The organism is Pseudomonas sp. BNK-44-b (assembly GCF_047456245.1).
Classification (GTDB): domain Bacteria; phylum Pseudomonadota; class Gammaproteobacteria; order Pseudomonadales; family Pseudomonadaceae; genus Aquipseudomonas; species Aquipseudomonas machongensis.
Map to the genome: position 1 here is coordinate 4,580,482 of NZ_CP179908.1, position 25,416 is coordinate 4,605,897.

Here is a 25,416-nt window from a genome sequence, read left to right on the forward strand (position 1 = left end):
CGGCGGTTCGCCGCTGCGGCTTGCCTGCGAAAAGGGCGACACGACTCCCAACACGACGGAAATGATCAGATGACCCCCTGGCTGACAGTAGTAGGCATCGGCGAAGACGGCTTCAGCGGCCTGGGCAAGCAGGCCCGGCGCGCGCTGCTGTCTGCTGCACGTATCTTCGGCAGCCCGCGCCAACTGGCCCTGTTGCCGCGCTGCGTGGTCGGTGAGCGCCTGGCTTGGCCCAGCCCGTTCTCCCTCGGCCCTGTGCTGGCCCTGCACGGCGAGCCCGTGTGCGTGCTGGCCAGCGGCGACCCGATGTTCTACGGCGTTGGCGCAAGCCTCGCGCGCCAGGTCCCGGCCGAACAGATGCAGGTGCTGTCGATGCCCTCCTCCTGCGCCCTGGCCGCCGCCCGTCTGGGCTGGCCGTTGCAGGAGGTGCAGGTGGTGTCGGTGGTCGCGCGGCCGCTGGCGGCGCTCAATGCCCAACTCTACAGCGGTGTGCGCCTGCTGGTGCTGAGCAATGACGGCGACAGCCCTGCGGCCATTGCGCAGTTGTTGCGTGAACGCGGCTTCGGGCCGAGCCGGATGCAGGTGTTCGAACACTTGGGCGGCCCCGATGAGAAGCGCCTGAGCGGCAGTGCAGAGGACTGGCCACACGCCCAGGTCGCAGCACTGAACCTGGTCGCCATCGAATGCCAGGCCGCGCCGGACAGCCCGCGCCTGTCGCCCATCAGCGGCCTGCCCGACAGCGCCTTTCGCCACGACGGCCAGTTGACCAAACGCGACGTGCGCGCCATCACCCTGGCACGCCTGGCACCACAGCCAGGCGAACTGCTGTGGGATGTCGGCGCCGGCTGCGGCTCGATCGGTATCGAATGGATGCGCGCCCACCCCAGCTGCCGCGCACTGGCCATCGAGGCCGACGAAGGTCGCCAGGCGTTCATCGAATTCAACCGCGACCAGCTCGGCGTTCCTGGCCTGCAGTTGATTCGCGGCAAGGCGCCACAAGCCCTGGCCGATCTCGAACGCCCCGACGCCATTTTCATCGGCGGCGGCGTCACCGGCGAAGGCGTACTGCCCTTGTGCTGGGAGCGTCTGCGCCCTGGAGGGCGGCTGGTAGCCAATGCCGTGACCCTGCAAAGCGAACTGGCCCTGGCGCATTTTCGTGAGCAGCATGGCGGCGAACTGACCCGCATCCATGTGGCCCAGGCCCAGGCCCTGGGCAGTTTCGATACCTGGCGCCAGGCCTTGCCGATCACGCTGCTCGAGGTGGTGAAACCCCTCGATGCGTGAAGAAACCCGCGAACAGCCCGCGCCACTTCGCAGCGGCCTGACCACCGGCAGCTGTGCCACCGCCACCAGCCTGGCGGCAGCACAGTTGCTGCTCACCGGCCAGTCCACCGACGCCGTGCAGATCACCCTGCCCAAGGGCAAGCAGGTGCAGATGCGCCTGGAATTCTGCCGCCGAGACGGCGAGCGCGCCGAGGCCGGCACCGTGAAAGACGCAGGCGACGATCCCGACGTGACCCACGGTGCTCTGCTCTACAGCCAGGTGCGCCTGATCGACGAGCCCGGCGTGCGCTTCGTCGCCGGCCAAGGCGTGGGCACGGTGACACGTCCCGGCCTGGTCCTGGCGGTCGGGGAACCTGCCATCAACCCGGTGCCGCGGCGGATGATCAGCGAGCACCTGCAGCGACTGGCAGGCGAGTGCGCCTACGCGGGCGGATTCGAGGTGACGGTGAACGTGCAGGGCGGCGCGGAGCTTGCGCTCAAGACCATGAACCCGCGGCTGGGCATTCTCGGCGGGCTGTCGATCCTCGGCACCAGCGGCATCGTCCGGCCGTTTTCCTGCTCTGCCTACATCGCCTCGATCCACCAGGGCATCGACGTTGCCCACAGCAACGGCTACACCCACATCGCCGCCTGCACCGGCAATGCCAGCGAAGACACCATGCGCCGGGTCTATGGGCTGCCGGAAATCGCCCTGATCGAAATGGGCGACTTCGTCGGCGCGGTGCTCAAGCACCTGCGCAAGGTACCGGTGCCACGCCTGACGCTGTGCGGCGGTTTCGGCAAGATCAGCAAGCTTGCCGCGGGCCACATGGACCTGCACAGCCGTCATTCGAGCATCGACCTGCCGCAACTTGCAGGTTGGGCAGCCGATATCGGCGCAGACGCCGTCCTGCAGGCGGCGATCATCGGCGCCAACACCAGCCAGCAGGCGCTGGCTCTCGCCCATGCCGCCGGTATCGACCTGGGCGATGCCGTCTGTGCCCATGCCCTGGCCTTCGCCCGCAGCGTGGTGCCTGCACAGGTGCAGGTCGAGGTTTTCGCCATCGACCGCCAGGGCGGTGTCGTCGGCAAGGCGGGTGTGCAATGAGCGGCCGTATCTTGTTGCTGGGCGGCGTCACCGAGGCGCTGGCCATCGCCCGGTTGCTGGGGCCGGAGCATGTCTACAGCCTCGCCGGTATCGGCCGTATCCCACAGGACCTGGCCTGCCAGGTGCGGGTGGGCGGTTACGGCGGGGCCGACGGCCTGGCCGACTACCTGCAGCGCGAACGGATCGAGCTGCTGATCGACGCCACCCACCCCTATGCCGCACAGATCAGCGCCAATGCCGCACAGGCGGCGAAGGCGGCGAGGATTCCCTGCTGGGCCTTGCGCCGCCCCGCCTGGCAGCCACAGCCAGGTGACGACTGGCGCGAAGTCGAGGGCTGGGATGCGTTGATCGACGCATTGGCGCCTTTCAAGCGCCCGTTATTCACCCTGGGGCGCGAGCCGCTGCAACATCTCGAAGACATTCCGGCCCACCAGTTCTGGACCTTGCGTGCCCTGGAAGCCTGCGCGGGCAATGAACGTTGCGAGGTGATCGGCGCACGGGGGCCGTTCCACCTCGAGGATGAACGAGCACTATTCGAGCGGCGCCAGATCGATGTACTGGTCAGCAAGAACAGTGGCAGCGCCGCGACCGAGCCAAAGCTTGAAGTGGCGCGCGAGCGTGGGGTACCGGTGCTGGTGTTGAAGCGACCGGAGTTGCCGGAGGTGGATCGGCTGTTCGGATCGGTGGCGCAGTTGCGCGAAGCCTTGTCGATATGAGCAGGGCAGTCCACTCTGCCGGTGCGGTTCGCCGCTGCGACTCGTCCCGCGATGGGCTGCGCAGCAGCCCCGGCCGTTTCCGAAGCCACCATCCTCCACTGCCAATAGTCTTCCCGCGTCCCCTGCCGTAAACTTCAAGCCCCCTCACCGCAAGGCCCTGCCCATATGGAAATGCAATGGTGGATCTGGCTCGTCTTCGGCATCGCCCTGGTCCTGCTCGAACTGGTCCTGCCTACGTTCTTCATTCTCTGGTTCGGCATCGGCGCCATCCTGGTGTCGCTGATCGCCCTGGCCGCCCCGGCCCTGCAACTGGACATGCAGGTGCTGCTGTGGGTGGCATTCTCCTCCCTTACCACCCTGCTGTGGTTCAAGCTGTTCCGGCGCAAGAAGCCGGACGTGCGCTGGACCGCCGACAGCGTGATCGGTGAAGTCGGCCTGCTGACCGCCAGCGTGTCGCAGTTCCAGAAAGGCCGGGTGCGCTTCCAGAAGCCCATCCTCGGCAACGAGGAATGGACCTGCGTCGCCGACAGCGACATCCCTGCTGGCGAGCGCGTTCGCCTGGCCGCCATCGAAGGCAACACCGCGCGGGTTACCCGCCCCTGAATCCGTACTGAAAGGAAGCTTGCAATGACCAGCCTCATCGTCGTCGGCGCCATCGCCCTGTTCGTTCTGATCACCCTGTTCAAGGGGGTGCGCATCGTGCCCCAGGGCGAGGAATGGATCGTCGAGCGTCTGGGCCGCTACCACAGCACCCTCAAGCCCGGCCTGAACATCCTGGTGCCGTACATGGACGTGGTCGCCTACCGCCTGCCGACCAAGGACATCATCCTCGACGTGCAGCAACAGGAAATCATCACCCGCGACAACGCGGTGATCGTCGCCAACGCCCTGTGCTTCGCCAAGGTGGTCGACCCGCAGAAGGCCTCCTACGGCGTGCAGAACTTCTCCTTCGCCGTCACCAGCCTGACCATGACCTCGCTGCGTGCCATCGTCGGCGCCATGGACCTCGACGAGGCGCTGTCGAGCCGCGAGCAGATCAAGGCGCGCCTGCGCGAGGCGATGTCCGAACAGACCGAAGACTGGGGCGTGACCGTACGCTCGGTGGAGATCCAGGACATCAAGCCTTCGGAAAACATGCAGAAGGCCATGGAGCGCCAGGCCGCAGCCGAACGTGAACGAAAGGCCGACGTGACCCGCGCCGAGGGCGCCAAGCAGGCCGCCATTCTCGAAGCCGAAGCTCGCCTGCAGGCCGCCAGGCTGGACGCCGAGGCGCAGATCAGCCTCGCCGAAGCCTCGGCCCGGGCGATCACCCTGGTGCGTGAAGCGGTGGGCAACGAGACCACCCCGGCCATGTACCTGCTGGGTGAGCGCTACATCGGCGCGATGGAGAACCTGGCCGGCAGCGACAACTCCAAGGTGGTGGTGTTGCCAGCGGACCTGCAGGAGACCGTGCGCGGGTTGCTGGGGCGCGGCAAGGCCTGAAGACCGGCGGTGACTGCTTCGCGGGCAAGCCCGCTCCCACAAATGCCCCGTCGAGGTGAACATTGCGGGGCTCCTGTAGGAGCGGGCTTGCCCGCGAAGAACACAACGCCGCTTTTACCGGTTTTGCAACAGCAACTGCGGCACTTCACCGCACCCCCGCATTTTTACCTATACTCCGCCGTACAATAGCCACCTGATTCCTGACCGGATCTCTCCATGCCCCCACGTCGGCACATCGCCTGGATAGCCTGCCTTGCAGTGCTGTTCAACCTGCTGGCCATGCCGCTGTCTTCTGCCGCGCCCAAGGGCCCGGCCGAACAGCTGCTGTGGGGTGCCTTCTGCTCGACTGGCGCGGGCAAGGCCAAGCTCGATGTCCAGGCCCTGGCCAAGATCGACCTGGGCCAACAGGACGACCACTCCAACATGCAGCACTGCTGGTGCTGCTCGGGTGCCTCGCCTGTGCTCGCCCTGGCCAGCCACGCACCGCAACTGCACAGCCCGCTGCAACTGCGCTTCGGCCAGGCACCACCACTCGCCACGCACCAGCCCACGCCGCGCCAGCTCTGGCCGGCACTCAATCCGCGAGCCTCTCCGTTGGCCTGAGTTCAAGACGCTGTTCCTGAACCTGTACAGACCGGAGACTCACCATGCTCAAGCAAGCCCTCATCCTGGCCACCCTGCTGCTGCCCAGCGCCTTCGCCAACGCCCACGAATACAGTGTCGGCGACCTGCATATCGCCCACCCCTGGTCGCTGGAGCTGCCACCGAACGCGCCCAATGTCGCGGCGTATTTCATCGTTCACAACAACGGCAAGGTCGATGACCGCCTGTTGAGTGTCGAAAGCCCCGTCAGCGATGACGCCCAGTTGCATGAACACGCCAAGACCGCGGCCGGCGCCATGAAGATGCAGCAGGTGCAGAGTGTGGTCGTACCTGCAGGCAAGGACCTGACCTTCGCCCCCAGCGCCTATCACGTGATGCTGATGCAGCCCAAGGACCGCAGCCTGCTCACTGACGGCAAGCGCTTCCCGCTCACCCTGCACTTCGAGAAAGCCGGCGACATCACCGTCGACGTCGCCGTGCAGAAGCAGCCGCCCGCCGACCAGGCTGGACACGAACACGCGCACTGACCGTTGACAGGCGCTCGTCATGAGCTTGCCGCGCAACAGCACAGCCCGCAGCACCCGCCCTGATCGCAGGCGCGTCGGTGGCGGCTGGCTGAGCCTGTTCGCCATGTGGATGATTTTCATCGGCCCGCTGGTTTCCCAGTCGATGCCGATGGATCACCACGCCGGCATGAACATGAGCATGGCCATGGACATGCCCATGGCCGCGGGGCACCCGCATGCCGGGCAAGACCACCACGGTCACGGCAACGACGGCCAGCTACACACCGATTGGGAGAAATGCGGCTACTGCAGTTTGCTGTTCAACTGCCCCGCCCTGCCCCAGACCCTCAGCCCACTCAGCCTCGCCAGCACCATCCCGACCACCCTCGCCACCTACCCGACCCGCCAGGGCCATGCCCTGCAAGCGGTGTTTCCCGGTGCCCGCAGCCGCGCCCCACCTCCATCGATCAACGTCTGACCACCCCGTTTCACGCCCGAAGCCAGGAGGCTTCGCGCTTACTCATGACTGATCGACTGGAATCATTATGTCCGGCTGCACCCCTGTTTCTGCCCTGTCCCGCCATGGGACCCTCGCCATGCTCTGCGGCTCGCTGCTGAGCCCGCTGGCGCTAGCCGTCGAGCCTGGCCACGAAGGCCATGACGCCCCGGAGCTGAGCCCGACGGTAATCACCGCCATCGCGCCCAGCTCGCCGCTGACCGTGGTCACCAACCCCAAGGATCCACGTCAGCCGGTGCCAGCCAGTGACGGCGCCGACTACCTCAAGACCATCCCCGGCTTTTCCGCCATCCGCTCCGGCGGCACCAACGGCGACCCCGTGCTGCGCGGCATGTTCGGCTCGCGCCTGAACATCCTCACCAACGGCGGTGTGATGCTCGGCGCGTGCCCCAACCGCATGGACGCCCCGACCTCGTACATCTCGCCGGAAACCTACGACCGCCTGACCGTGATCAAAGGCCCGCAAAGCGTGATCTGGGGCCCCGGCGGCTCGGCTGGCACCATCCTCTTCGAGCGCGAGCCGGAGAAATTCGGCACCCTCGGCAGCCGGGTCAACGCCAGCCTGCTCGCGGGCTCCAACGGCCGCTTCGACAAGGTGCTCGACGCCGCCGCCGGCAACAGCCAGGCCTATGCGCGCTTCGTCGGCAACCAGTCGCGCTCGGACGACTACAAGGACGGCAATGGCGATACCGTGCCTTCGCGCTGGGACAAATGGAACGGCGACGTGACCCTCGGCTGGACCCCGGACACCGACACCCTGCTCGAACTCACCGCCGGCAAGGGCGATGGCGAAGCGCGCTACGCCGGACGCGGCATGGACGGCTCGCAGTTCAAGCGCGAAAGCCTGGGCCTGCGCTTCGAAAAGTCCAACCTCGGCGAGGTGCTCGACAAGGTCGAGGCGCAGGTCTACTACAACTATGCCGACCACGTGATGGACAACTACAGCCTGCGCACACCCTCGGGCAGCGGCATGATGGGCATGCCCATGGTCAGCAACGTCGATCGGCGCACCCTCGGCGCACGCATCAAGGCGACCTGGCGCTGGGCCGACGTGCAGTTGATCAGCGGCATCGACGCGCAGACCAACGAACACCGCAAACGCGGCGGCATGGGCGTCGATGCGCACAAGGGCAAGCCCTGGACCAAGGACGCCGACTTCCATAACTACGGCGTGTTCAGCGAGCTGACCTGGTACGCCACCGGCGAGGATCGGCTGATCAGCGGCGCGCGCCTGGACCGTGCCTCGGCCCGCGACTTCCGCCAGGCCAGTGCCACCCATGGCGATACCCGCGCCGATACCCTGCCCAGCGGCTTCATCCGCTACGAGCATGACTTGGCGGCGATTTCCGCTACCAGCTATATCGGCTTGGGCCACGCCCAGCGCTTCCCCGACTACTGGGAGCTGTTCTCGCCAACCAACGGCCCGCGGGGCTCGGTCAACGCCTTCGACAGCATCAAGCCGGAGAAGACCACCCAGCTCGACTTCGGCATCCAGTACCAGGACGAACGCCTGCAAGCCTGGGCCTCCGGCTACGTCGGACAGATCCGCGACTACATCCTGTTCGACTACCGCAGCATGATGGGCATGAGCAGCACCCAGGCGCAGAACATCGACGCCCGCATCATGGGCGGCGAGTTGGGCGCGGCGTACAAGCTCGACGAAAACTGGAAAGCCGACGCGACGCTGGCCTACGCCTGGGGCAAGAACAGCAGCGACGGCAAGGCCCTGCCGCAGATGCCTCCGCTGGAAAGCCGCCTCGGCCTGACCTACAGCCGCGATGCCTGGAGCGTCGGTGCGCTGTGGCGCCTGGTCGCGGCGCAGAACCGCATCGCCCAGAACCAGGGCAACGTGGTGGGCAAGGACTACGAGAAGAGCGGCGGTTTCGGCGTGTTCTCGCTCAACGGTGCCTACAAGGTCAACAACAACCTCAAGCTCAGCGCGGGCGTCGACAACCTGTTCGACAAGGCCTACGCCGAGCACTTGAACCTGGCCGGGAACGCCGGGTTCGGCTACCCGGCGGCAGACCCGCAGCCGGTCAACGAGCCGGGCAGGACCTTCTGGACCAAGGTCGATTTCAGCTTCTGACAATAACAACCGGGGCGCGGGCCTGACCGCGCCCCACCTGGTCGAACGGGAGGCTCCATGAGCAAACCAAAGCAATCCTTCTACAACCTGGCCTGGCGCTGGCATTTCTATGCCGGGCTGTTCGTCGCACCCTTCATGATCCTGCTGGCGATCACCGGGATCATCTACCTGTTCAAGCCGCAGCTCGACCCGTGGATGTACCGCGACCTGATGGTGGTCGAGGCCGGCCCGCAGCGCCAGAGCGCCGACACGCTGCTGGCCCAGGTGCGCCAGGCTTATCCACAGGGCCATGTCGGCCAGTACCTGCCACCGCTGGACGCCGAGCGCAGCGCGCAGTTCGTGGTGCATGACGGCGGCCGCGAACTGAACGTGTTCGTCGACCCGTACAACGCCAAGGTGCTGGGCGCGCAGGACGGCAAGCAGAACCTGCAGGCCATCGCCCGCGCCCTGCATGGCGAGCTGATGGTCGGCACTGTCGGCGATCGGCTGGTGGAGCTCGCCGCAGGCTGGGGCGTCGTGCTGGTGGTGTCCGGGCTTTATCTGTGGTGGCCACGTGGCCGCAACCGCCGTGGCGTACTGTGGCCACGCCTGTCGGCACGCGGGCGCGTGCTCTGGCGCGACCTGCATGCGGTCAGCGGCTTCTGGGGTTCGGCACTGCTGTTGCTGATGCTGCTCAGCGGCATGACCTGGACCGGGCTGTGGGGCAAGCAGTACGCCGACCTGTGGAACCGTTTCCCGGCGGCGATGTGGAACGACGTACCGAAATCCGACCAGCAGGCAGGCGCGCTGAACAGCGCTCATCGCCAGACCGTGCCCTGGGCCCTGGAGAACACGCCGATGCCGGTGTCCGGCGCGCATGCCGAGCACATGGGCCATCACGACATGCACAGCGCCCCGGCCGCGCCGCAGATCACCCTGCAGCAGGTCGAGGATCTGGCCAACGCCCGCGGCGTGGCGCCGGGCTACAGCATCACCTCGCCGAGCACCGCTGAAGGCGTGTTCACCATCGCGGTGTTCGCCGACGATCCACGCAACGACGCCACCCTGCATGTCGACCAGTACACCGGCAAGGTCCTGGCCGACGTGCGCTGGCACGACTACAGCCCGGTAGCCCGCGCCACCGAGCTTGGGGTGATGCTGCACGAGGGCAAGATGTTCGGGCCGCTCAACCAGATCGTCATCCTGCTGGTGTGCCTGATGATCCTGCTGGGCTCGGTGAGCGGGTTGGTGATGTGGTGGAAGCGCCGCCCGTCCGGTGGGCTTGGCGTACCGCCGCTGCGGCATGACCTGCCGCGCTGGAAGACAGCGGTGACGGTGATGCTGGTACTGGGTATCGTGTTCCCGCTGGTGGGGGTGTCGATGGTAGTGATGTGGGTGGTCGATAGCCTGGTGGTGCGGCGCGGGCGGGTCGCGGTACAGGCCTGAATCGCGTCGACCTTTTCGCGGGCAAGCCCGCTCCCACGGTACGGCGCAGACTCGGGTTCAGCGCTGTACCGTGGGAGCCGGCTTGCCCGCGAAAAGGCCAACCCTTGACTGCGGTCAGTCAAAAATCCCCACTGCACCGCCAAGATCGTGGCGATCTGTCACGCCCGCACCTTTGCAGTGCGTGTTAGCCTAACCGGCTTTCGCTCACAAGAAGACTGACCCTCAATGGAATGCAGCCTATGACCCGGACCTCATCCCCCCAGGCAGATGACCAGCATCTGCAGCGCAACCTGACCAACCGCCACATCCAGCTCATCGCCATCGGTGGCGCCATCGGCACCGGCCTGTTCATGGGCTCGGGCAAGACCATCAGCCTCGCCGGCCCGTCGATCATCTTCGTCTACATGATCATCGGCTTCATGCTGTTCTTCGTCATGCGTGCCATGGGCGAACTGTTGCTTTCGAATCTCAACTACAAGTCGTTCATCGATTTCTCCGCCGACCTGCTCGGCCCCTGGGCCGGCTACTTCACTGGCTGGACCTACTGGTTCTGCTGGGTCGTCACCGGCATCGCCGACGTGGTGGCGATCGCCGCCTATACACAGTTCTGGTTCCCCGACCTGCCGCAGTGGATACCGGCGCTGACCTGCGTGGCGGTCCTGCTGTCGCTGAACCTGGTCACGGTGAAACTGTTCGGCGAGATGGAATTCTGGTTCGCCCTGATCAAGATCGTCGCCATCCTCGGCCTGGTCGCCACCGGCCTGTACATGGTCATCACCGGCTTCCAGTCGCCGAGCGGCCACACGGCCAGCCTGGCCAACCTGTGGAATGACGGCGGCATGTTCCCCAATGGCCTGTTCGGCTTCTTCGCCGGTTTCCAGATCGCGGTATTCGCATTCGTCGGCATCGAGCTGGTAGGCACCACCGCCGCCGAAGCGAAGAACCCCGAGCGCACCCTGCCACGGGCGATCAACTCGATCCCGATCCGCATCATCGTGTTCTATGTGCTGGCGTTGATCGCGATCATGGCGGTTACACCATGGCGCGACGTGGTCCCGGGCAAGAGCCCGTTCGTCGAACTGTTCGTGCTGGCCGGCCTGCCGGCAGCGGCAAGCATCATCAACTTCGTGGTGCTGACCTCGGCCGCTTCGTCGGCCAACAGCGGCGTGTTCTCCACCAGCCGCATGCTCTACGGCCTGGCCCAGGAAGGCGATGCACCGAAGGCCTTCGAAAAGCTCTCGCGGCGCGCCGTACCGGCCAACGGCCTGTACTTCTCCTGCCTGTGCCTGCTGCTCGGCGCGGTGCTGATCTACCTGGTGCCGAACGTGATCGAAGCCTTCACCCTGGTGACCACGGTGTCGGCGGTGCTGTTCATGTTCGTCTGGACGCTGATCCTGCTGTCGTACCTGAGCTACCGCAAGCAGCGCGCGGCGCTGCACGAGAAGTCGATCTACAAGATGCCTGGCGGGCGTTTCATGTGCTACGTGTGCCTGGTGTTCTTCGCCGGCATCCTGGTGCTGTTGAGCCTTGAGGCCGACACCCGTTCGGCGCTGGTGGTCACGCCGATCTGGTTCCTGCTGCTGGCCGTTACCTACCAGTTCGTACGCAGCAAGCGCCAGCCACGGGCGGTGGTGCGCGACAACTGATCTGCACAGGGCTGCTCTGCAGCCCTTTCGCGGGCAAACCCCGCTCTCGCAATCATGGTGTGTAGTTTCACGTCGCCCCCAGCGCGCTGCGCAGAAACTGCTCACCCTCTGGCCCCAATCCTGTGCAGGCTCGCCGAGCAAGCACCAACCTGGCCCTCCTCAAGGCCCCGCATCGAAGCACAACCCTTCTAATCCGCAGCCTCGCGCACCACGGCACAGCCTTTGCAATCTCCCCTCTGCCAACACCACAACAACTCAGCGGAGAGAGCACATGAAGCGACGCAGTCTGATCAAGGCCTTCACCCTCAGCGCATCGATCGCGGCGATGGGTCTGAGCTGGAGCATCCAGGCGGCCGAGACCATCAAGGTCGGCATCCTGCATTCGCTGTCCGGGACCATGGCCATTTCCGAAACGTCGCTCAAGGACATGGCGCTGATGACCATCGACGAGATCAACGCCAAGGGCGGGGTCAATGGCAAGCTGCTCGAACCGGTGGTGGTCGACCCGGCTTCGAACTGGCCGCTGTTCGCCGAGAAGAGCCGCCAACTGCTGACTCAGGACAAGGTCGCGGTGGTGTTCGGCTGCTGGACCTCGGTGTCGCGCAAGTCGGTGCTGCCGGTGTTCGAGGAGCTCAACGGGCTGTTGTTCTACCCGGTGCAATATGAAGGCGAGGAGATGTCGCCGAACGTGTTCTACACCGGCGCTGCGCCCAACCAGCAGGCGATCCCGGCAGTGGAATACCTGATGAGCGAAGACGGCGGTGGTGCCAAGCGCTTCTTCCTGCTGGGCACCGACTACGTCTACCCGCGCACCACCAACAAGATCCTGCGCGCTTTCCTGCACAGCAAGGGCGTGGCCGACAAGGACATCGAAGAGGTCTACACGCCGTTCGGCCACAGCGACTACCAGACCATCGTCGCCAACATCAAGAAGTTCTCCGCGGGCGGCAAGACGGCGGTGATCTCCACCGTCAATGGCGACTCCAATGTGCCCTTCTACAAAGAGCTGGCCAACCAGGGCCTGAAAGCCACCGACGTGCCGGTGGTGGCCTTCTCGGTGGGTGAAGAGGAACTGCGTGGCATCGACACCAAGCCGCTGGTCGGCCATTTGGCGGCGTGGAACTACTTCGAGTCGGTGGAAAACCCGGTCAACCAGAAGTTCGTCGCCGACTGGAAAGCCTACGCCAAGGCCAAGGGCCTGCCGGGTGCCGACAAGGCGGTGACCAACGACCCGATGGAGGCCACTTACGTCGGCATCCACATGTGGGCGCAGGCGGTCGAGAAAGCCAAGTCCACCGATGTCGACAAAGTGCGTGAGGCCTTGGCCGGGCAGAGCTTCCAGGCACCGTCCGGCTTCACCCTGACCATGGACAAGACCAACCACCACCTGCACAAGCCGGTGATGATCGGCGAGATCCAGGAAGACGGGCAGTTCAGTGTGGTCTGGCAGACCGAGCAGCCGCTGCGTGCGCAGCCGTGGAGCCCGTTCATACCAGGCAATGACAAACGGCCTGACTATGCAGTGAAAGGTAACTGAGTGCATGGGGCCGCTTTGCGGCCCTTTCGCGGGCAAGCCCGCTCCCACAGATCCCGGGAACACCGCTGAACCTGTGGGAGCGGGCTTGCCCGCGAAGAATCCACCTCCGATTTCCAGGATTGCTCGCATGCTCAGACTCCTGCTCACCCTCCTCCTCCTGCTACCCCTAGCCACTCAGGCCAGCGAGGGCGAATTCTTCCTCGGCGCCAAGCCCGCCGAACAGGCCAGCCTGCTCGAAGGCTGGGCCGCACAGCCCGAACCGGCCCGCCTGGCGCTGCTGCAAAACCTGCGCGAAGGGCGCATAGCCGAAGACGACACGCGCAAGGTGCGCCTGAACAATCGCCTGCGCGGCCTGATCGACAACGCCCTGGCCAGCCATCAACTGCTCAGCGCCGACAGCAACCTGCGTCTGGCCGCTGCACGGCAACTGCAAAAAAGCGCGCAACCGGCGCAGATGGCGCTGCTCGACCGCGCCTTCGCCAGTGAGCCGGACGCCGCCGTGCACGCGGCCCTGGGCCTTGCCCTGGCCAACCTGCAACTGGGCGCCAGCGAACCTCGGGTACGCCTGGCCGCAGTGCGCCTGCTCGGGGAAACCGGCGACCCGCTGGCACGTACCCGTCTGGAAGCTCTGTTGCAGCCTGGCGCAGAACCCGACGCCGGGGTGCGCACCGCCGCCGAGACCAGCCTGGCCCAGGTCCAACGCAAGCTGCTGTTCGGTGAGATCCTCGGCCAGGCGTTCAGCGGTCTGTCGCTGGGTTCGATCCTGCTGCTGGCGGCCTTGGGCCTGGCGATCACCTTCGGCCTGCTCGGGGTGATCAACATGGCCCACGGCGAAATGCTGATGCTCGGCGCCTACAGCACCTACCTGGTGCAGGTGCTGCTGCAGCGCTATGCCCCCGGCGCCATCGAGTTCTACCCGCTGATCGCTCTGCCGGTGGCCTTCGCCGTCAGTGCCGGAGTCGGCATGGCACTGGAGCGAACGGTGATCCGCCATCTCTACGGCCGCCCACTGGAAACCCTACTGGCGACCTGGGGCATCAGCCTGATCCTGATCCAGGCGGTGCGCCTGCTGTTCGGCGCGCAAAACGTCGAAGTGAGCAACCCGGCGTGGTTGTCTGGCGGCATCCAGGTGCTGCCCAACCTGGTGCTGCCTTACAACCGCCTGGTGATCATCGGCTTCGCCCTGGCGGTGGTTCTGCTCACCTGGCTGCTGCTCAACCGCACACGGTTGGGGCTGAACGTGCGCGCGGTCACGCAGAACCGCAACATGGCGGCCTGCTGCGGTGTGTCCACCGGGCGCGTCGACATGCTCGCCTTCGGCCTGGGCTCGGGCATCGCCGGGCTGGGCGGGGTGGCCCTGAGCCAGGTCGGCAACGTTGGCCCTGACCTGGGCCAGAGCTACATCATCGACTCCTTCCTGGTGGTGGTGCTCGGCGGCGTCGGGCAACTGGCCGGCAGCCTCTGGGCGGCCTTCGGGCTGGGCATCGCCAACAAGCTGCTGGAACCGCAGATCGGTGCGGTACTCGGCAAGATCCTCATCCTTGCGCTGATCATTCTGTTCATCCAGAAACGCCCGCAAGGCCTGTTCGCCCTCAAGGGACGGGTAATCGACTGATGAACCAGCCACTGCTTGTCACTGCCACGCAAAAGGTCGGGCCACGCCTGTCACTGGCCATCGGCGCCATCGTCATCCTGGTGCTGGTGGCCCTGCCGCTGCTGTCGCTGCTGCCTGACGGCCATGCGCTGCAGGTCTCGGCCTACACCCTGACCCTGGTCGGCAAGATCCTTTGCTACGCCATCGTCGCCCTGGCCCTGGACCTGGTCTGGGGCTACGCCGGGTTGCTGTCGCTGGGCCACGGCCTGTTCTTCGCCCTCGGCGGCTATGCCATGGGCATGTACCTTATGCGCCAGGCGGCCGGCGACGGCCTGCCAGGCTTCATGACCTTCCTGTCGTGGAGCGAGCTGCCCTGGTACTGGGCCGGCACCCAGCACTTCGCCTGGGCGCTGTGCCTGGCGGTACTGGCGCCGGGGATGCTGGCACTGGTGTTCGGCTGGTTCGCCTTCCGCTCGCGGATCAAGGGCGTGTACTTCTCGATCATGACCCAGGCCCTGACCTTTGCCGGGATGCTGCTGTTCTTTCGCAACGAAACCGGGTTCGGCGGCAACAACGGCTTCACCAGCTTCCGCACCATCCTGGGCTTCGAGATCACCGCACCGGGCACCCGCGCGGTGCTGTTCCTGCTCACTGTCGCACTGCTGCTGGGCAGCCTTTACCTGTGCTGGTGGCTGACGCGCAGCAAGTTCGGGCGCTTGCTCACCGCGCTGCGCGACGCCGAGAACCGCCTGATGTTCTGCGGATACGATCCACGCGGCTTCAAGCTGCTGGTGTGGGTGCTCAGCGCCGTGCTGTGCGGCCTGGCCGGGGCGCTTTACGTGCCGCAGGTGGGCATCATCAACCCCAGCGAAATGTCGCCGACCAATTCCATCGAAGCCGCTGTCTGGGTTGCCCTGGGCGGACGCGGCACGCTGATCGGCCCGCTGCTTGGCGCAGGCCTGGTCAATGGCATGAAGAGCTGGTTCACCGTGGCCTTCCCGGAGTTCTGGCTGTTCTTCCTCGGCGCACTGTTCATCCTGGTCACCCTGTACCTGCCCAAGGGCGTGGTCGGGCTGCTGAAGAAAAGGAGCCAGCCATGAGAGGCATCCCTGCGGTTCATCCGGAATTCATGCTGGAGCCGGTCTTCGATCAGGTGGGCACCGGCCGCGACGCCATCGGCCTGGGCCAGCCGCGCAAGGCCGGGCTCGACACCCGCCATGGCACGGTACTGAGCCTTGAAGACATCAGCGTCAGCTTCGACGGATTCAAGGCGCTCAACGCGCTCAACCTGTACATCGGCGTCGGCGAGCTGCGTTGCATCATCGGCCCCAACGGCGCCGGCAAGACCACGATGATGGACGTGATCACCGGCAAGACCCGCCCCGACACCGGCAGTGCGTTCTTTGGCGATACCCTGGACCTGACCCGCATGAGCGAGTACCAGATCGCCCAGGCGGGCATCGGCCGCAAATTCCAGAAGCCCACGGTGTTCGAGGCGCTGAGCGTGCATGAAAACCTCGAGTTGGCGCTCAAGACCGACAAGTCGGTCTGGGCCAGCCTGGCGGCGCGCTTGAGCGGCGAGCAGCGTGAACGAATAGAGCACGTACTGACGACCGTGCGCCTGAACAGCCTGGCCTCGCGCCAGGCCGGGCTGTTGTCACACGGCCAGAAGCAGTTCCTGGAGATCGCCATGCTGCTGGTGCAGGAGCCGCAGTTGCTGCTGCTCGACGAGCCGGTGGCGGGCATGACCGACGCCGAGACCGAGTTCACCGCCGAGCTGTTCAAGGGCCTGGCGGGCACGCATTCGCTGATGGTGGTGGAGCACGACATGGGCTTCGTGGGCAGCATTGCCGACCATGTGACGGTGCTGCACCAGGGCTCGGTGCTGGCCGAGGGGTCGCTGGCACAGGTGCAGGCGGACGAGCGGGTGGTCGAGGTTTATCTCGGTCGTTGAACAGTGGGAATTGTGTCGGCCTTTTCGCGGGCAAGTCGGAGCGCCGAACCGCCGCTCCCACAAGACAGCGTGAACCCGTAGGAGCGGGCTTGCCCGCGAAAAGGCCGGCACAGACAAAACAGTTTTACTAGGAACCCAACATGCTCAAGATCGACACCCTGCACCAGTACTATGGCGGCAGCCACATCCTCCGAGGCCTGTCGTTCGAAGCCAGGATCGGCGAAGTCACCTGCCTGCTGGGCCGCAACGGCGTGGGCAAGACCACCCTGCTGCGCTGCCTGATGGGCCTGGTGCCAGCCCGCGAAGGCAGCATCGAGTGGGAGGGCAAGCCGATCACTGCGCTCAAGCCCCAGCAGCGGGTGCATGCCGGCATCGCCTACGTGCCCCAGGGCCGCGAGATATTCCCGCGCCTGACCGTGGAGGAAAACCTGCTGATGGGCCTGTCGCGCTTCAGCGCCCGCGAGGCGCGGGAGGTGCCGGCATTCATCTACGAGCTGTTCCCGGTGCTCGAACAGATGAAGCAACGCCGTGGCGGCGACCTCTCCGGCGGCCAGCAGCAACAGCTGGCGATCGGTCGCGCCCTGGCCAGCCGCCCGCGCCTGCTGATCCTCGACGAACCTACCGAAGGCATCCAGCCGTCGGTGATCAAGGAAATCGGCGCGGTCATCCGCAGCCTGGCCCAGCGCGGCGACATGGCCATCCTGCTGGTCGAGCAGTTCTACGATTTTGCCGAAGAGCTGGCCGACCAGTACCTGGTCATGGCCCGCGGTGAAATCGTCCAGCGCGGCCGCGGCGAAAACATGCAGGCAGAAGGTGTACGCGGGCTGGTAACCATTTAATCTGCAGCATCGACTTCGCGAAGACACTGCCATGAGCTACCTGATCCGTGATGCCCTACCCGACGACGTGGCGGGCATCCTCGACATCTACAACGACGCCGTGCGCAACACCACGGCGATCTGGAACGAAACCCCGGTCGACCTGGCCAACCGCCAGGCCTGGTTCGCCGCCCGCGCCGAGCAGGGTTACCCGATCCTGGTCGCGGCCGACGCAACCGGCGTACTGGGCTACGCCTCGTTCGGCGACTGGCGGCCGTTCGAGGGTTTTCGCCTCACGGTCGAACACTCGGTGTACATCCGCAGCGACCAGCGCGGCAAGGGCCTGGGTCCGCTGCTGATGCAGGCGCTGGTCGAACGCGCCCGACAGTGCGGCAAGCACATGATGGTCGCGGCCATCGAGAGCGGCAACGCGGCCTCGATCCGTCTGCACGAGCGACTGGGTTTCATTACGACCGGGCAAATGGCCCAGGTCGGGGTGAAGTTCGGTCGCTGGCTCGACCTGACGTTCATGCAACTGGCGTTGGACGACAACCGCGAACCACCTCGAAAGGACTGATTCATGAACGCCGCACAGCTACAGCGCGTCACCCACGAGAGCCTGACCTACTACCGCGACAGCCTCGTGGCGCTGTTGCTCGATGCGGTACGCAATGGGGCTTCGGTGGGGTTTCTGGCGGACATCGACGAGGCCCAGGCGCTTGCGTATTTCGCTGAAGTTCGCAGCCGGCTTGTCAGCGGTGAGCAGTTGCTCTGGGTGATCGCCCAGGGGCAGGAGGTGCTGGCCAGCGTGCAGTTGGGGCTGTGCCTGAAACCCAACGGCCTGAACCGCGCCGAAGTGCAGAAGCTGCTGGTGCACAGCCGTGCCCGGCGGCGTGGGCTGGGGCAACAGTTGATAGCGGCGCTGGAGGCCGATGCCCGACGTCTGAAACGCGGGATGCTGTACCTGGACACCGAGGCAGGGTCGGGTGCCGAGGGATTCTACCAGGCACTGGGGTATGACAAGGCCGGTGAGATCCCGGACTATGCCTGCGGCCCGGATGGTGTGTATCGGGCGACCGCGCTGTACTACAAGGTGCTGGCTGGCGCTTGAGAACACCGCAGTTCTACATCTGGGTGAATCGCCCCAAACGCTGCCTCAACATGCTGTTCTCACTGCGCAACTGCTGCACTTCCTGCAGCAACTCCAGCGCCAGCGCCACCCCTTCCCACTCCAGTTCCAACTCCTGGTGCAGCTTTGCCGCACGCTTGGCCAGCAGCGGCGCCTGATCGTCGAATAACCAGTCCTCCGGGGTGCGCCCGGTGGGTTCGACAATGCCGTGCTCGACGATTTCGATCACGCAGTCGGCCGTGACATCGGCCTCCTGACACAAGGTTCGCATGTCCAGTTGAACGATCAGGGTGCTGCTCATGATCACTTACTCCATTGTGTCCTCGGGTTGAACGCGGCCTTCTCGGAGAGTTTGGTCCAGAGTTCGCGAGTGGTCGCATCGGAGGTGCTCGGCATGACCACCTTGAGCTGGGCGTAGAGATCGCCACGCTCGCCCTGCTTGTTCGCAAGGCCCATGCCCTTGACCCGCAGGCGCTGGCCGCTCTGGCTGTCGGGGCGGATGGTCAGGTTGATCTTGCCGGTCAGGGTCGGTACCGCCACCTTGGTGCCCAGCGCTGCCTCCCAGGGAGCCAGCGGCACGGTGATGATCAGGTCGTGGCCTTCGACATCGAACAGCGGGTGCGGCGCCATGCGGATGGTCAGGAACAGGTCGCCGTTGGCACCACCGCCGACACCCGGAGCGCCCTGGCCCTTGAGGCGAATACGCTCGCCGTCGGTCACTCCGGCCGGGATCTTCACGTTCAGCGTCTTGGTGGTGAAACCGGTGCGCTGCCCGGCAGCGTTGGTCTGCGGCACCTGGAAGCTGATCTGTTTGGACTCCTTGCTCAGGGTCTCTTCGAGAAACACCGCCAGTTCCAGTTCCACGTCCTGCCCTCGCCTGCCGGCACTGCGCTGCTGGCCGCGTGCGCCGCCAAAGGGATTGCCGCCACGGGCACCGAAGATCGAGCTGAAGAAGTCGGAGAAGTCACCGCTCTCGAAGCCGCCGCCACCGCCGCGGCTTTCCCAGCCTGGCGGCGCCTGGAACGGCCGGCCATGCTGGCCGCCGTACTTGCGGATCTCGTCGAATTCAGCGCGTTTCTGCGCATCGCCCAGCACTTCGTAGGCCTCGTTGGCCTCTTTGAATTTCTCCTCGGCGTCACGCTCCTTGCTGACGTCGGGGTGATACTTGCGCGCCAGCTTGCGGTACGCGGCCTTGATCGCCTTCTCGTCCGCGCTGGGCTCGACGCCGAGTATCTTGTAATAGTCTTTGAAGTCCATCTAAGGATCACCAGTAGGAATTTTCGTGTTGCATCTGAAGATTGGGGTCAAGCATAGCCTTTCAAGGTTCGCTTGGGTTTGTCATATGGCAGACGATCGGTCTTGATTCTGTCGGCCACTGGCATAAACTGCGCGGCCGTTTGGCCTCCGGAAGCCCCTCCCCATGTCTGACCTATCCCCGGCTCGCGCCCTTGGCATCGACTTCGGCACCTCCAACTCCACGGTGGGTTGGCACCGCCCTGGCGTCGAATCGCTGATCGCCCTGGAAGAGGGCAAGATCACCCTGCCGTCGGTGGTGTTCTTCAACATCGAGGAGCGGCGCCCGGTGTATGGCCGTCTGGCCCTGCACGAGTACCTGGAAGGCTACGAAGGCCGCCTGATGCGCTCGCTCAAGAGCCTGCTGGGCTCCAAGCTGATCAAGCATGACACCAGCGTGCTCGGCAGCGCGCTGCCATTCAAGGACCTGCTGGGCATGTTCATCGGCGAACTGAAGAAGCGCGCCGAGGCCAATGCCGGGCGCAGCTTCGACCAGGTCGTGCTGGGCCGCCCGGTGTTCTTCGTCGACGAGGACCCGGCGGCCGACCAGGAGGCCGAGGATACCCTCGCCGAGGTGGCACGCAAGATCGGCTTCAAGGACGTGTCGTTCCAGTACGAACCGATCGCCGCAGCCTTCGACTACGAGTCGGGCATCAGCCGCGAAGAGCTGGTGCTCATCGTCGATATCGGCGGTGGTACTTCGGACTTTACCCTGATCCGCCTGTCGCCCGAACGGCACCTGGTCGATGAGCGCCAGGATGACATCCTCGCCACCGGCGGCGTGCACATCGGCGGTACCGACTTCGACAAGCAACTGAGCCTGCAAGGCGTGATGCCGCTGTTCGGCTATGGCAGCCGCATGAAGAGCGGCGCGCTGATGCCGACCAGCTACCACCTGAACCTGGCGACCTGGCACACCATCAACGCCCTGTACTCGCAGAAGTCGCAACTGGCCCTGGGCAGCATGCGCTACGACATCGAGGATGCGCTGGGCATCGACCGCCTGTTCAACCTGATCGAACAGCGCGCCGGACACTGGCTGGCGATGGAAGTGGAGGCCAGCAAGATCGAGCTGACCGACCAGGTCAGCCGGCGCATCGACCTGGGCCGGGTCGAGCCGGGCCTGGCTGCGGACCTGACCCGCGGCCTGTTCGAGGACGCCATCGACGGCCTGTTGCAGCGGGTCCGTGGCAGTGTCAGCGAACTGCTGGCCAAGGCCGGGGTCAGTGAAGCGCAGGTGGATACGGTGTTCTTCACCGGGGGCTCAAGCGGCATTCCGGCGCTGCGCAACAGCGTTGCGGCGATGCTGCCCAATGCGCGGCATGTGGAAGGCAATGTCTTTGGCAGCATTGGCAGCGGTCTGGCCATTGAGGCGCGCAAGCGGTACGGGACAATCTGAGCCTTTGCCTGTACTGGCCTCTTCGCGGGTAAACCCGCTCCCACAGGTCCACGGCTGCCTTCAAGGCATAGCTAATCCTGTGGGAGCGGGTTTACCCGCGAAGAGGCCGGTACACGTTCAAGCAACCCCTCAGACCAGCTCCATCCGCCTCAGCTCACTCTTCAGGTAGGCATAGTAGATCGGCCCCGCCACCACCCCCGGCAAGCCGAACGCCGCTTCGAACACCAGCATCGCCAGCAACAGCTCCCACGACTTGGCACGGATCTGCCCACCGACGATCCGCGCGTTGAGGAAATACTCGACCTTGTGGATGACGATCAGGTAGCCCAGCGCCGCCGCCGCAACCCAGATCGACAACGACAGCCCGACGATGGTGATCAGGGTGTTGGACATCAGGTTGCCGATCACTGGCAGCAGCCCGAGCAGGAAGGTCAGTACGATCAGGGTCTTGGTCAGCGGCAGGTGCACGTCGAACAGCGGCAGCACCACGGCGAGGAAGATGCCGGTGAACGCGGTGTTGAGCAGCGAGATCTTGATCTGCGCAAAGACGATATTGCGAAACGCCTGCACCAGCAGGCTCAGACGCTCGAACAGCGCGGCGGCCAGCGGCTTGCGTCGGGACAGGTCGGGCAGCCGTTGCAAGGCGATGATGGCGCCGAGGATCATGCCGATCAGCAGGGTCACGAACATGTGTGCCATGCCCTTGCCCACCAGTTGCAGGTCGCTCAGGTGGCTGCGGATCCAGTCGCCGATGGCCACCTTGAACTCTGCCGCGCTGGCCGGCAGGTAACCCTCGATGAACGGCGGCAACTGCCCCCGGGCGCGCTCCACCAGGCCCATGAACTTGTCCAGCGAAGCGCCGGGGTTTTCGGCTTCGTGCAGCAGGAAGCTGAAAGCGCCGGCGATCAACAGCGTCAGCGTGCTCACCACCAGGGTGCCGAGCAGCGCCACCGCCAGCCAGCGCGCCCGTTGTCCGGCGATCAGTGGCTGCAAGCGTGGGGTGAGCATGTTCACCAGCTCGAACACCAGCAGGCCCGCGAGCAGGCTCGGCAGCAGCTTGAGGGGCAACGCAAGGAGCAGGCCGGCAACGACGATGATGCAGCTGGCCAGGGTGATCTGGCGGGGAGTGAAAGTCATACAGCCTCGGCGGCAGACAGCGGAAAGACCCGCAGTCTGCCAGCCTTCAGGCGCAAGGCATAGGCGCAGGTCACTTCTTCTTCAGGCATTCGCTCATGAAGGCCTTGCGCTCGTCGCCCTTGAGCGCCGTGGCCTTCGGGTCGGCGTTACAGGCCTTCATGCGCTCCTGCGGCGTGGTCGGCTTGGCAGGCTCGGCTTTTTTGAGGCAGTTGCTCATGAACGCCTTGCGCTCGTCGCCCTTGAGGGCCTGGGTGGTGGCGTCGGCGTTACAGGTCTTCATCTTTTCCTGTTGCGGCGTAGCGGCGAATCCTTGCCCGGCGATCGACATCCCCAGTACCAGCAATGACACGTGCAGCATCTTCATGGAGTGGTCTCCTTGTCCCGCGCAGGATGCACGGTCGTCGAGCTGAGTGTAGACAACAATTCCTATATCCCTGATCGCACGCGGCGCCGGTATTGCTCAGGCGTGCACCGAGCCTGGCGCTGGAACATGGCGATGAACGCCGAGGCACTGCTGTAGCCCAGGTCGAAGGCGATGCTCTGGATCGGCGCGCCGCTTTCCAGCGCTTCGATGGCGCGCAGAAAGCGCAGGCGCAAGCGCCACTCGCCAAAGCTCATGCCCAGCTCGCGGATGAACTGGCGGGCCAGGGTACGCTCGCTGACATGCACCTGCGCGGCCCAGTCACCGAGCGGTCGGTTATCGCCGGGCTCGGCGTGCAGGGCCTCGAGCACCTGACGCAGGCCGTCGCTGCGGGCGAAAGGCAGGTAGCAGGTTTGCGCGGGTGCCAGCCGAAGTTGGTCGAGCAGCACCTGGACCAGGCGCTGGTCCCGTTCGTCCTGGGCGATCTTGAGGTCGCGACGGGCAAAGTCGCCGAGGATCGCCTTGAGGATGTCGCTTATCGCCAGGCTGCAAGGCTGGGCCGGCAGATCGACGCATAGGCTGCGGTCGAGGTAGACCGAGCGGAAGACGACGGCCTGCGGGTTGTAGCAACCGTGCTCATGATCAGGAGGAACCCAGACCGCGTGGTTTGGCGGCGAGATGAAACGCTGGCCGTCGACATCCAGGTGCATGACGCCGTGAGCGGCATAGTTGAGCTGGCCCCACGGATGAAAGTGCGGGGCGCTGACCGTGTCGGCGCCGAACTCGTCGTAGCGAAAGTACACCGGCGCCGGGAGTTCGGGGAAACGAGGATGGTCGAGGTATTTGGCGGACATGCTGTCTGCTTCACGGGGCGAGTTGTCTGGATGGGAGTATAGCCTTGTGGACAGACAGAGGATAATGGCGGGCATCTGCGGTGTTCTTTTCGCGGGCAAGTCGGAGCGCCGAACCGCCCCCCAGAAGCGTCACACCGAAACAGCAATTCCCACGAGTCAAAGCCTCATGAACTACAGCTTCCCCGTCCTGGCGATTCTTATCTGGGCCGGCAACACCGTCGTCACCAAGATGTCCGCCGGGGCGATCTTTCCCGCCGAGATCGGCTTCTACCGCTGGCTGCTCGCAGGCCTGCTGTTCACCCCCTTCCTGCTGCCGCAGGTGTGGCGCAATCGCACAGCGATCCGCCCGCTCTTGGGCAAGCTGTTCGTCCTGGGGGTACTGGGCATGGTCATGTACCAGAGCATGGCGTACTTCGCGGCCGGCATCACCAGCGCCACCAACATGGGCATCATCCTTTCGCTGATGCCACTGATGTCGCTGGCCCTGTCGATCGCCTGGCTCGGCCAGCGCCTGACCTACGGCGCCTCCCTCGGCGCCCTGGTGTCGTTCTTCGGCGTGCTGGAGGTGGTGTCCGCCGGCAATCCCGGCGCGCTGCTGCACCAAGGGCTCAATGGCGGTGACCTGCTGATGCTGGTCGCCACCTTCGCGTATGCCCTGTACAGCGTGCTGTTGAAGAAATGGCAATTGCGCCTGCCACAGATGCAACTGCTGTATCTGCAGATCTGGATGGCGATCCTGGTACTGCTGCCGATGTACCTGCTGTCGGAGAAGACCGGGCTGACCGCGAACAACATCGGCCTGGTGCTGTATGCCTGTGTGCTGGCGTCGATGATCGCGCCGCAGTTCTGGATGCAGGCCGTGCACAGGCTCGGGCCGACCCGCACGACCCTGTTCTTCAACCTGTTGCCGGTGGTGACTGCCGTGATCGCTGCTGGCGTCCTGAACGAACAGTTGGCCAGCTATCACTTGTATGGCGGCCTGCTGACACTGGCCGGGGTCATCCTCGCCGAACGCTGGACCACTCCCGTGCGCCGCGCGCTTACAGCCCGGCAGCCTTGAGCCGGGCAGCGTGCTCGGTGAACAGGCGCACCGGGTCGGCGCCCTTGCCCACGGCACCGAACTGCTGGTTGACGATGTCCAGGTGATCGAGCGGGTAATCATCGCCGATCACCTGGCCCAGGTGCGAGCTGTAACGCCCGACCATGCCATCGCATTGGCCTTTTTCCCGAATGAAACTGCGGGCGAACAGCCGGCAGAAGCGGTTGCTGCCATCGAAGCGATTCCAACCCTTGTCGGTGCGCCCAGGCTGCAGGATGCCGGACCAGGAGTAGTAGCGCACGCCGTCGACCTCGGCAGCACCCTCGCCTCCCCAGTGCTGCGGCAAGCCCTGTGGATAAGCCTGGTTGAACAGCGCCACGCCCGAACAGGTGAGCGACTGGTGCGAGGCGTGCACATCGATCGGCAACGGATCACGGCGCCAGCCGGTTTCCAGCCACACCAGCAGCAGCGCCAGGCCATGCAGTGCAGCCTTGAGCAGGCGCCCCCGTGGCGAATCGCCGGGGGCGCTGCGTTCAAGATGATCAGCCAGTTCCGAGCCGTGGTTGGGACCGGCAACAGAGGTGACCGACGCCACTCGCCCAGGCCTGCGCGCTGCGGCATAACGCGCGCTCAAAGCGCCCTGGCTGTGGCCGATGAGGTTGACCTTGTCTGCCCCGGTGCGCTGGCAGATGTCTTCGATGATCACCAGTAACTGCTCGCCACGCACCTCGCTGGAGTGCAGCGGCGAGACCTGCACCGCGAACACCTGTGCCCCACCCCGGCGCAACGCCGGCACGATGCCAAACCAGTAGGGGTAGAGCAGCAAGCGCACGAAGCCGAGCATGCCCGGTACCAGCACCAGTGGGTAGCGTGTGGCCAGTTCGTTTGTCATCTGCCGTTCCTCTCCCTGAACCCTGCCCTTCTCAGGGTAGTCGCCGCTTCGCCTGATGAA

Annotated in this window: 26 protein-coding genes; 20 read left to right on the top strand and 6 right to left on the bottom strand. The window is 65.2% G+C overall.

What is annotated here, in order from left to right; translation table 11 throughout:
- The first annotated feature begins 69 nt into the window (after positions 1-69).
- The 18 genes from cbiE (at position 70) to ACMGGG_RS20935 (ending at position 18,363) form a co-directional block, all read left to right on the top strand.
- Entirely contained in the window at positions 70-1,281 is a 1,212-nt protein-coding gene (gene cbiE / locus ACMGGG_RS20850; RefSeq protein ID WP_414154356.1) for a precorrin-6y C5,15-methyltransferase (decarboxylating) subunit CbiE, read from the top strand.
- Positions 1,274-2,368 (top strand): cobalt-precorrin-5B (C(1))-methyltransferase, encoded by a 1,095-nt coding sequence (locus ACMGGG_RS20855; protein WP_414154357.1) that lies wholly within the window; start codon positions 1,274-1,276, stop codon positions 2,366-2,368. Before cbiE ends, ACMGGG_RS20855 begins: the two co-directional genes overlap by 8 nt.
- Positions 2,365-3,084 carry a cobalt-precorrin-6A reductase gene (locus tag ACMGGG_RS20860; RefSeq protein ID WP_414154358.1) on the top strand — a complete coding sequence of 240 codons (720 nt, stop codon included), beginning with the start codon at positions 2,365-2,367 and terminating at the stop codon, positions 3,082-3,084. The genes ACMGGG_RS20855 and ACMGGG_RS20860 overlap by 4 nt, the downstream gene beginning before the upstream one ends.
- 165 nt (positions 3,085-3,249) lie before the next feature.
- Positions 3,250-3,687 carry an NfeD family protein gene (locus ACMGGG_RS20865; protein ID WP_054894581.1) on the top strand — a complete coding sequence of 146 codons (438 nt, stop codon included), beginning with the start codon at positions 3,250-3,252 and terminating at the stop codon, positions 3,685-3,687.
- 24 nt (positions 3,688-3,711) lie between these two features.
- On the top strand, positions 3,712-4,566 hold the full coding sequence (locus tag ACMGGG_RS20870; RefSeq protein WP_054894580.1) for an SPFH domain-containing protein: 855 nt from the start codon (positions 3,712-3,714) through the stop codon (positions 4,564-4,566).
- Positions 4,567-4,782: 216 nt separating this feature from the next.
- Positions 4,783-5,169 (top strand): DUF2946 domain-containing protein, encoded by a 387-nt coding sequence (locus ACMGGG_RS20875; protein WP_054894579.1) that lies wholly within the window; start codon positions 4,783-4,785, stop codon positions 5,167-5,169.
- A gap of 44 nt (positions 5,170-5,213) precedes the next feature.
- Positions 5,214-5,696, top strand: coding sequence for a copper chaperone PCu(A)C (locus ACMGGG_RS20880; RefSeq protein ID WP_063546333.1), 483 nt, complete (start codon positions 5,214-5,216; stop codon positions 5,694-5,696).
- A 19-nt stretch (positions 5,697-5,715) separates the two neighbouring features.
- The gene (locus ACMGGG_RS20885) at positions 5,716-6,153 is read left to right on the top strand and encodes a DUF2946 domain-containing protein (RefSeq protein ID WP_414154359.1); all 438 of its coding nucleotides are present in this window, start codon (positions 5,716-5,718) and stop codon (positions 6,151-6,153) included.
- A 67-nt stretch (positions 6,154-6,220) separates the two neighbouring features.
- The gene (locus ACMGGG_RS20890) at positions 6,221-8,278 is read left to right on the top strand and encodes a TonB-dependent copper receptor (RefSeq protein ID WP_414154360.1); all 2,058 of its coding nucleotides are present in this window, start codon (positions 6,221-6,223) and stop codon (positions 8,276-8,278) included.
- A 57-nt stretch (positions 8,279-8,335) separates the two neighbouring features.
- On the top strand, positions 8,336-9,703 hold the full coding sequence (locus ACMGGG_RS20895; RefSeq protein ID WP_414154361.1) for a PepSY-associated TM helix domain-containing protein: 1,368 nt from the start codon (positions 8,336-8,338) through the stop codon (positions 9,701-9,703).
- A gap of 239 nt (positions 9,704-9,942) precedes the next feature.
- Entirely contained in the window at positions 9,943-11,349 is a 1,407-nt protein-coding gene (cycA, locus tag ACMGGG_RS20900; RefSeq protein WP_054894575.1) for a D-serine/D-alanine/glycine transporter, read from the top strand.
- A gap of 271 nt (positions 11,350-11,620) precedes the next feature.
- The gene (urtA, locus tag ACMGGG_RS20905) at positions 11,621-12,886 is read left to right on the top strand and encodes an urea ABC transporter substrate-binding protein (RefSeq protein WP_112899285.1); all 1,266 of its coding nucleotides are present in this window, start codon (positions 11,621-11,623) and stop codon (positions 12,884-12,886) included.
- 127 nt (positions 12,887-13,013) lie between these two features.
- A complete protein-coding gene (gene urtB / locus ACMGGG_RS20910) occupies positions 13,014-14,501 on the top strand; it encodes an urea ABC transporter permease subunit UrtB (protein WP_414154362.1) in 1,488 nt (495 codons plus the stop codon).
- Positions 14,501-15,580 (top strand): urea ABC transporter permease subunit UrtC, encoded by a 1,080-nt coding sequence (urtC, locus tag ACMGGG_RS20915; protein ID WP_065861637.1) that lies wholly within the window; start codon positions 14,501-14,503, stop codon positions 15,578-15,580. Before urtB ends, urtC begins: the two co-directional genes overlap by 1 nt.
- Positions 15,577-16,434 (top strand): urea ABC transporter ATP-binding protein UrtD, encoded by an 858-nt coding sequence (urtD, locus tag ACMGGG_RS20920; RefSeq protein WP_063546347.1) that lies wholly within the window; start codon positions 15,577-15,579, stop codon positions 16,432-16,434. Before urtC ends, urtD begins: the two co-directional genes overlap by 4 nt.
- A 140-nt stretch (positions 16,435-16,574) precedes the next feature.
- Positions 16,575-17,273 carry an urea ABC transporter ATP-binding subunit UrtE gene (gene urtE, locus ACMGGG_RS20925; RefSeq protein WP_054894570.1) on the top strand — a complete coding sequence of 233 codons (699 nt, stop codon included), beginning with the start codon at positions 16,575-16,577 and terminating at the stop codon, positions 17,271-17,273.
- A 31-nt stretch (positions 17,274-17,304) separates the two neighbouring features.
- Positions 17,305-17,829 carry an N-acetyltransferase family protein gene (locus ACMGGG_RS20930; RefSeq protein WP_414154363.1) on the top strand — a complete coding sequence of 175 codons (525 nt, stop codon included), beginning with the start codon at positions 17,305-17,307 and terminating at the stop codon, positions 17,827-17,829.
- Between the two features lie 3 nt (positions 17,830-17,832).
- Complete coding sequence (locus ACMGGG_RS20935) at positions 17,833-18,363, top strand: GNAT family N-acetyltransferase (RefSeq protein ID WP_054894568.1); 531 nt, start codon at positions 17,833-17,835, stop codon at positions 18,361-18,363.
- Positions 18,364-18,376: 13 nt separating this feature from the next.
- Here ACMGGG_RS20935 and ACMGGG_RS20940 read toward each other — a convergent pair whose 3' ends face one another.
- Together ACMGGG_RS20940 and cbpA are read right to left on the bottom strand one after the other, a co-directional pair.
- Complete coding sequence (locus ACMGGG_RS20940; protein ID WP_054894567.1) at positions 18,377-18,682, bottom strand: chaperone modulator CbpM; 306 nt, start codon at positions 18,680-18,682, stop codon at positions 18,377-18,379.
- A 2-nt stretch (positions 18,683-18,684) separates the two neighbouring features.
- Positions 18,685-19,638, bottom strand: a complete 954-nt coding sequence (gene cbpA / locus ACMGGG_RS20945) for a curved DNA-binding protein (protein ID WP_054894566.1) — start codon at positions 19,636-19,638, stop codon at positions 18,685-18,687.
- A 163-nt stretch (positions 19,639-19,801) separates the two neighbouring features.
- On the opposite strand from cbpA, the gene ACMGGG_RS20950 reads away from it, so the two are divergent.
- Positions 19,802-21,073: an Hsp70 family protein gene (locus ACMGGG_RS20950; protein ID WP_414154364.1), complete on the top strand. Its 1,272-nt coding sequence runs from the start codon at positions 19,802-19,804 to the stop codon at positions 21,071-21,073.
- 129 nt (positions 21,074-21,202) lie between these two features.
- Here ACMGGG_RS20950 and ACMGGG_RS20955 read toward each other — a convergent pair whose 3' ends face one another.
- From ACMGGG_RS20955 to ACMGGG_RS20965, 3 genes are all read right to left on the bottom strand, one after another.
- Positions 21,203-22,210, bottom strand: coding sequence for an AI-2E family transporter (locus ACMGGG_RS20955; protein WP_054894564.1), 1,008 nt, complete (start codon positions 22,208-22,210; stop codon positions 21,203-21,205).
- 70 nt (positions 22,211-22,280) lie between these two features.
- Positions 22,281-22,574, bottom strand: coding sequence for a PsiF family protein (locus ACMGGG_RS20960; RefSeq protein ID WP_054894563.1), 294 nt, complete (start codon positions 22,572-22,574; stop codon positions 22,281-22,283).
- A 62-nt stretch (positions 22,575-22,636) separates the two neighbouring features.
- On the bottom strand, positions 22,637-23,425 hold the full coding sequence (locus ACMGGG_RS20965; RefSeq protein ID WP_414154365.1) for an AraC family transcriptional regulator: 789 nt from the start codon (positions 23,423-23,425) through the stop codon (positions 22,637-22,639).
- 166 nt (positions 23,426-23,591) lie between these two features.
- Between ACMGGG_RS20965 and ACMGGG_RS20970 the strand changes: the two genes are divergently transcribed.
- Positions 23,592-24,485, top strand: a complete 894-nt coding sequence (locus ACMGGG_RS20970) for a DMT family transporter (RefSeq protein WP_065861632.1) — start codon at positions 23,592-23,594, stop codon at positions 24,483-24,485.
- Here the strand turns inward: ACMGGG_RS20970 and ACMGGG_RS20975 are convergent.
- Positions 24,466-25,356, bottom strand: coding sequence for an esterase/lipase family protein (locus ACMGGG_RS20975; RefSeq protein WP_151926074.1), 891 nt, complete (start codon positions 25,354-25,356; stop codon positions 24,466-24,468). The genes ACMGGG_RS20970 and ACMGGG_RS20975 overlap by 20 nt on opposite strands.
- Between the last annotated feature and the right edge of the window lie 60 nt (positions 25,357-25,416).

Coding starts and splice junctions, on each gene's coding strand:
- urtA (WP_112899285.1), top strand. CDS start 11,621: ATGAAGCGACGCAGTCTGATCAAGGCCTTCACCCTCAGCGCATCGATC.
- ACMGGG_RS20865 (WP_054894581.1), top strand. CDS start 3,250: ATGGAAATGCAATGGTGGATCTGGCTCGTCTTCGGCATCGCCCTGGTC.
- cbpA (WP_054894566.1), bottom strand. CDS start 19,638: ATGGACTTCAAAGACTATTACAAGATACTCGGCGTCGAGCCCAGCGCG.
- ACMGGG_RS20970 (WP_065861632.1), top strand. CDS start 23,592: ATGAACTACAGCTTCCCCGTCCTGGCGATTCTTATCTGGGCCGGCAAC.
- ACMGGG_RS20930 (WP_414154363.1), top strand. CDS start 17,305: ATGAGCTACCTGATCCGTGATGCCCTACCCGACGACGTGGCGGGCATC.
- urtD (WP_063546347.1), top strand. CDS start 15,577: ATGAGAGGCATCCCTGCGGTTCATCCGGAATTCATGCTGGAGCCGGTC.
- ACMGGG_RS20860 (WP_414154358.1), top strand. CDS start 2,365: ATGAGCGGCCGTATCTTGTTGCTGGGCGGCGTCACCGAGGCGCTGGCC.
- urtC (WP_065861637.1), top strand. CDS start 14,501: ATGAACCAGCCACTGCTTGTCACTGCCACGCAAAAGGTCGGGCCACGC.
- ACMGGG_RS20960 (WP_054894563.1), bottom strand. CDS start 22,574: ATGAAGATGCTGCACGTGTCATTGCTGGTACTGGGGATGTCGATCGCC.
- ACMGGG_RS20940 (WP_054894567.1), bottom strand. CDS start 18,682: ATGAGCAGCACCCTGATCGTTCAACTGGACATGCGAACCTTGTGTCAG.
- ACMGGG_RS20870 (WP_054894580.1), top strand. CDS start 3,712: ATGACCAGCCTCATCGTCGTCGGCGCCATCGCCCTGTTCGTTCTGATC.
- ACMGGG_RS20955 (WP_054894564.1), bottom strand. CDS start 22,210: ATGACTTTCACTCCCCGCCAGATCACCCTGGCCAGCTGCATCATCGTC.
- ACMGGG_RS20935 (WP_054894568.1), top strand. CDS start 17,833: ATGAACGCCGCACAGCTACAGCGCGTCACCCACGAGAGCCTGACCTAC.
- ACMGGG_RS20880 (WP_063546333.1), top strand. CDS start 5,214: ATGCTCAAGCAAGCCCTCATCCTGGCCACCCTGCTGCTGCCCAGCGCC.
- ACMGGG_RS20965 (WP_414154365.1), bottom strand. CDS start 23,425: ATGTCCGCCAAATACCTCGACCATCCTCGTTTCCCCGAACTCCCGGCG.
- ACMGGG_RS20890 (WP_414154360.1), top strand. CDS start 6,221: ATGTCCGGCTGCACCCCTGTTTCTGCCCTGTCCCGCCATGGGACCCTC.
- ACMGGG_RS20950 (WP_414154364.1), top strand. CDS start 19,802: ATGTCTGACCTATCCCCGGCTCGCGCCCTTGGCATCGACTTCGGCACC.
- cycA (WP_054894575.1), top strand. CDS start 9,943: ATGACCCGGACCTCATCCCCCCAGGCAGATGACCAGCATCTGCAGCGC.
- ACMGGG_RS20975 (WP_151926074.1), bottom strand. CDS start 25,356: ATGACAAACGAACTGGCCACACGCTACCCACTGGTGCTGGTACCGGGC.
- cbiE (WP_414154356.1), top strand. CDS start 70: ATGACCCCCTGGCTGACAGTAGTAGGCATCGGCGAAGACGGCTTCAGC.
- urtE (WP_054894570.1), top strand. CDS start 16,575: ATGCTCAAGATCGACACCCTGCACCAGTACTATGGCGGCAGCCACATC.
- ACMGGG_RS20895 (WP_414154361.1), top strand. CDS start 8,336: ATGAGCAAACCAAAGCAATCCTTCTACAACCTGGCCTGGCGCTGGCAT.
- ACMGGG_RS20855 (WP_414154357.1), top strand. CDS start 1,274: ATGCGTGAAGAAACCCGCGAACAGCCCGCGCCACTTCGCAGCGGCCTG.
- urtB (WP_414154362.1), top strand. CDS start 13,014: ATGCTCAGACTCCTGCTCACCCTCCTCCTCCTGCTACCCCTAGCCACT.
- ACMGGG_RS20885 (WP_414154359.1), top strand. CDS start 5,716: ATGAGCTTGCCGCGCAACAGCACAGCCCGCAGCACCCGCCCTGATCGC.
- ACMGGG_RS20875 (WP_054894579.1), top strand. CDS start 4,783: ATGCCCCCACGTCGGCACATCGCCTGGATAGCCTGCCTTGCAGTGCTG.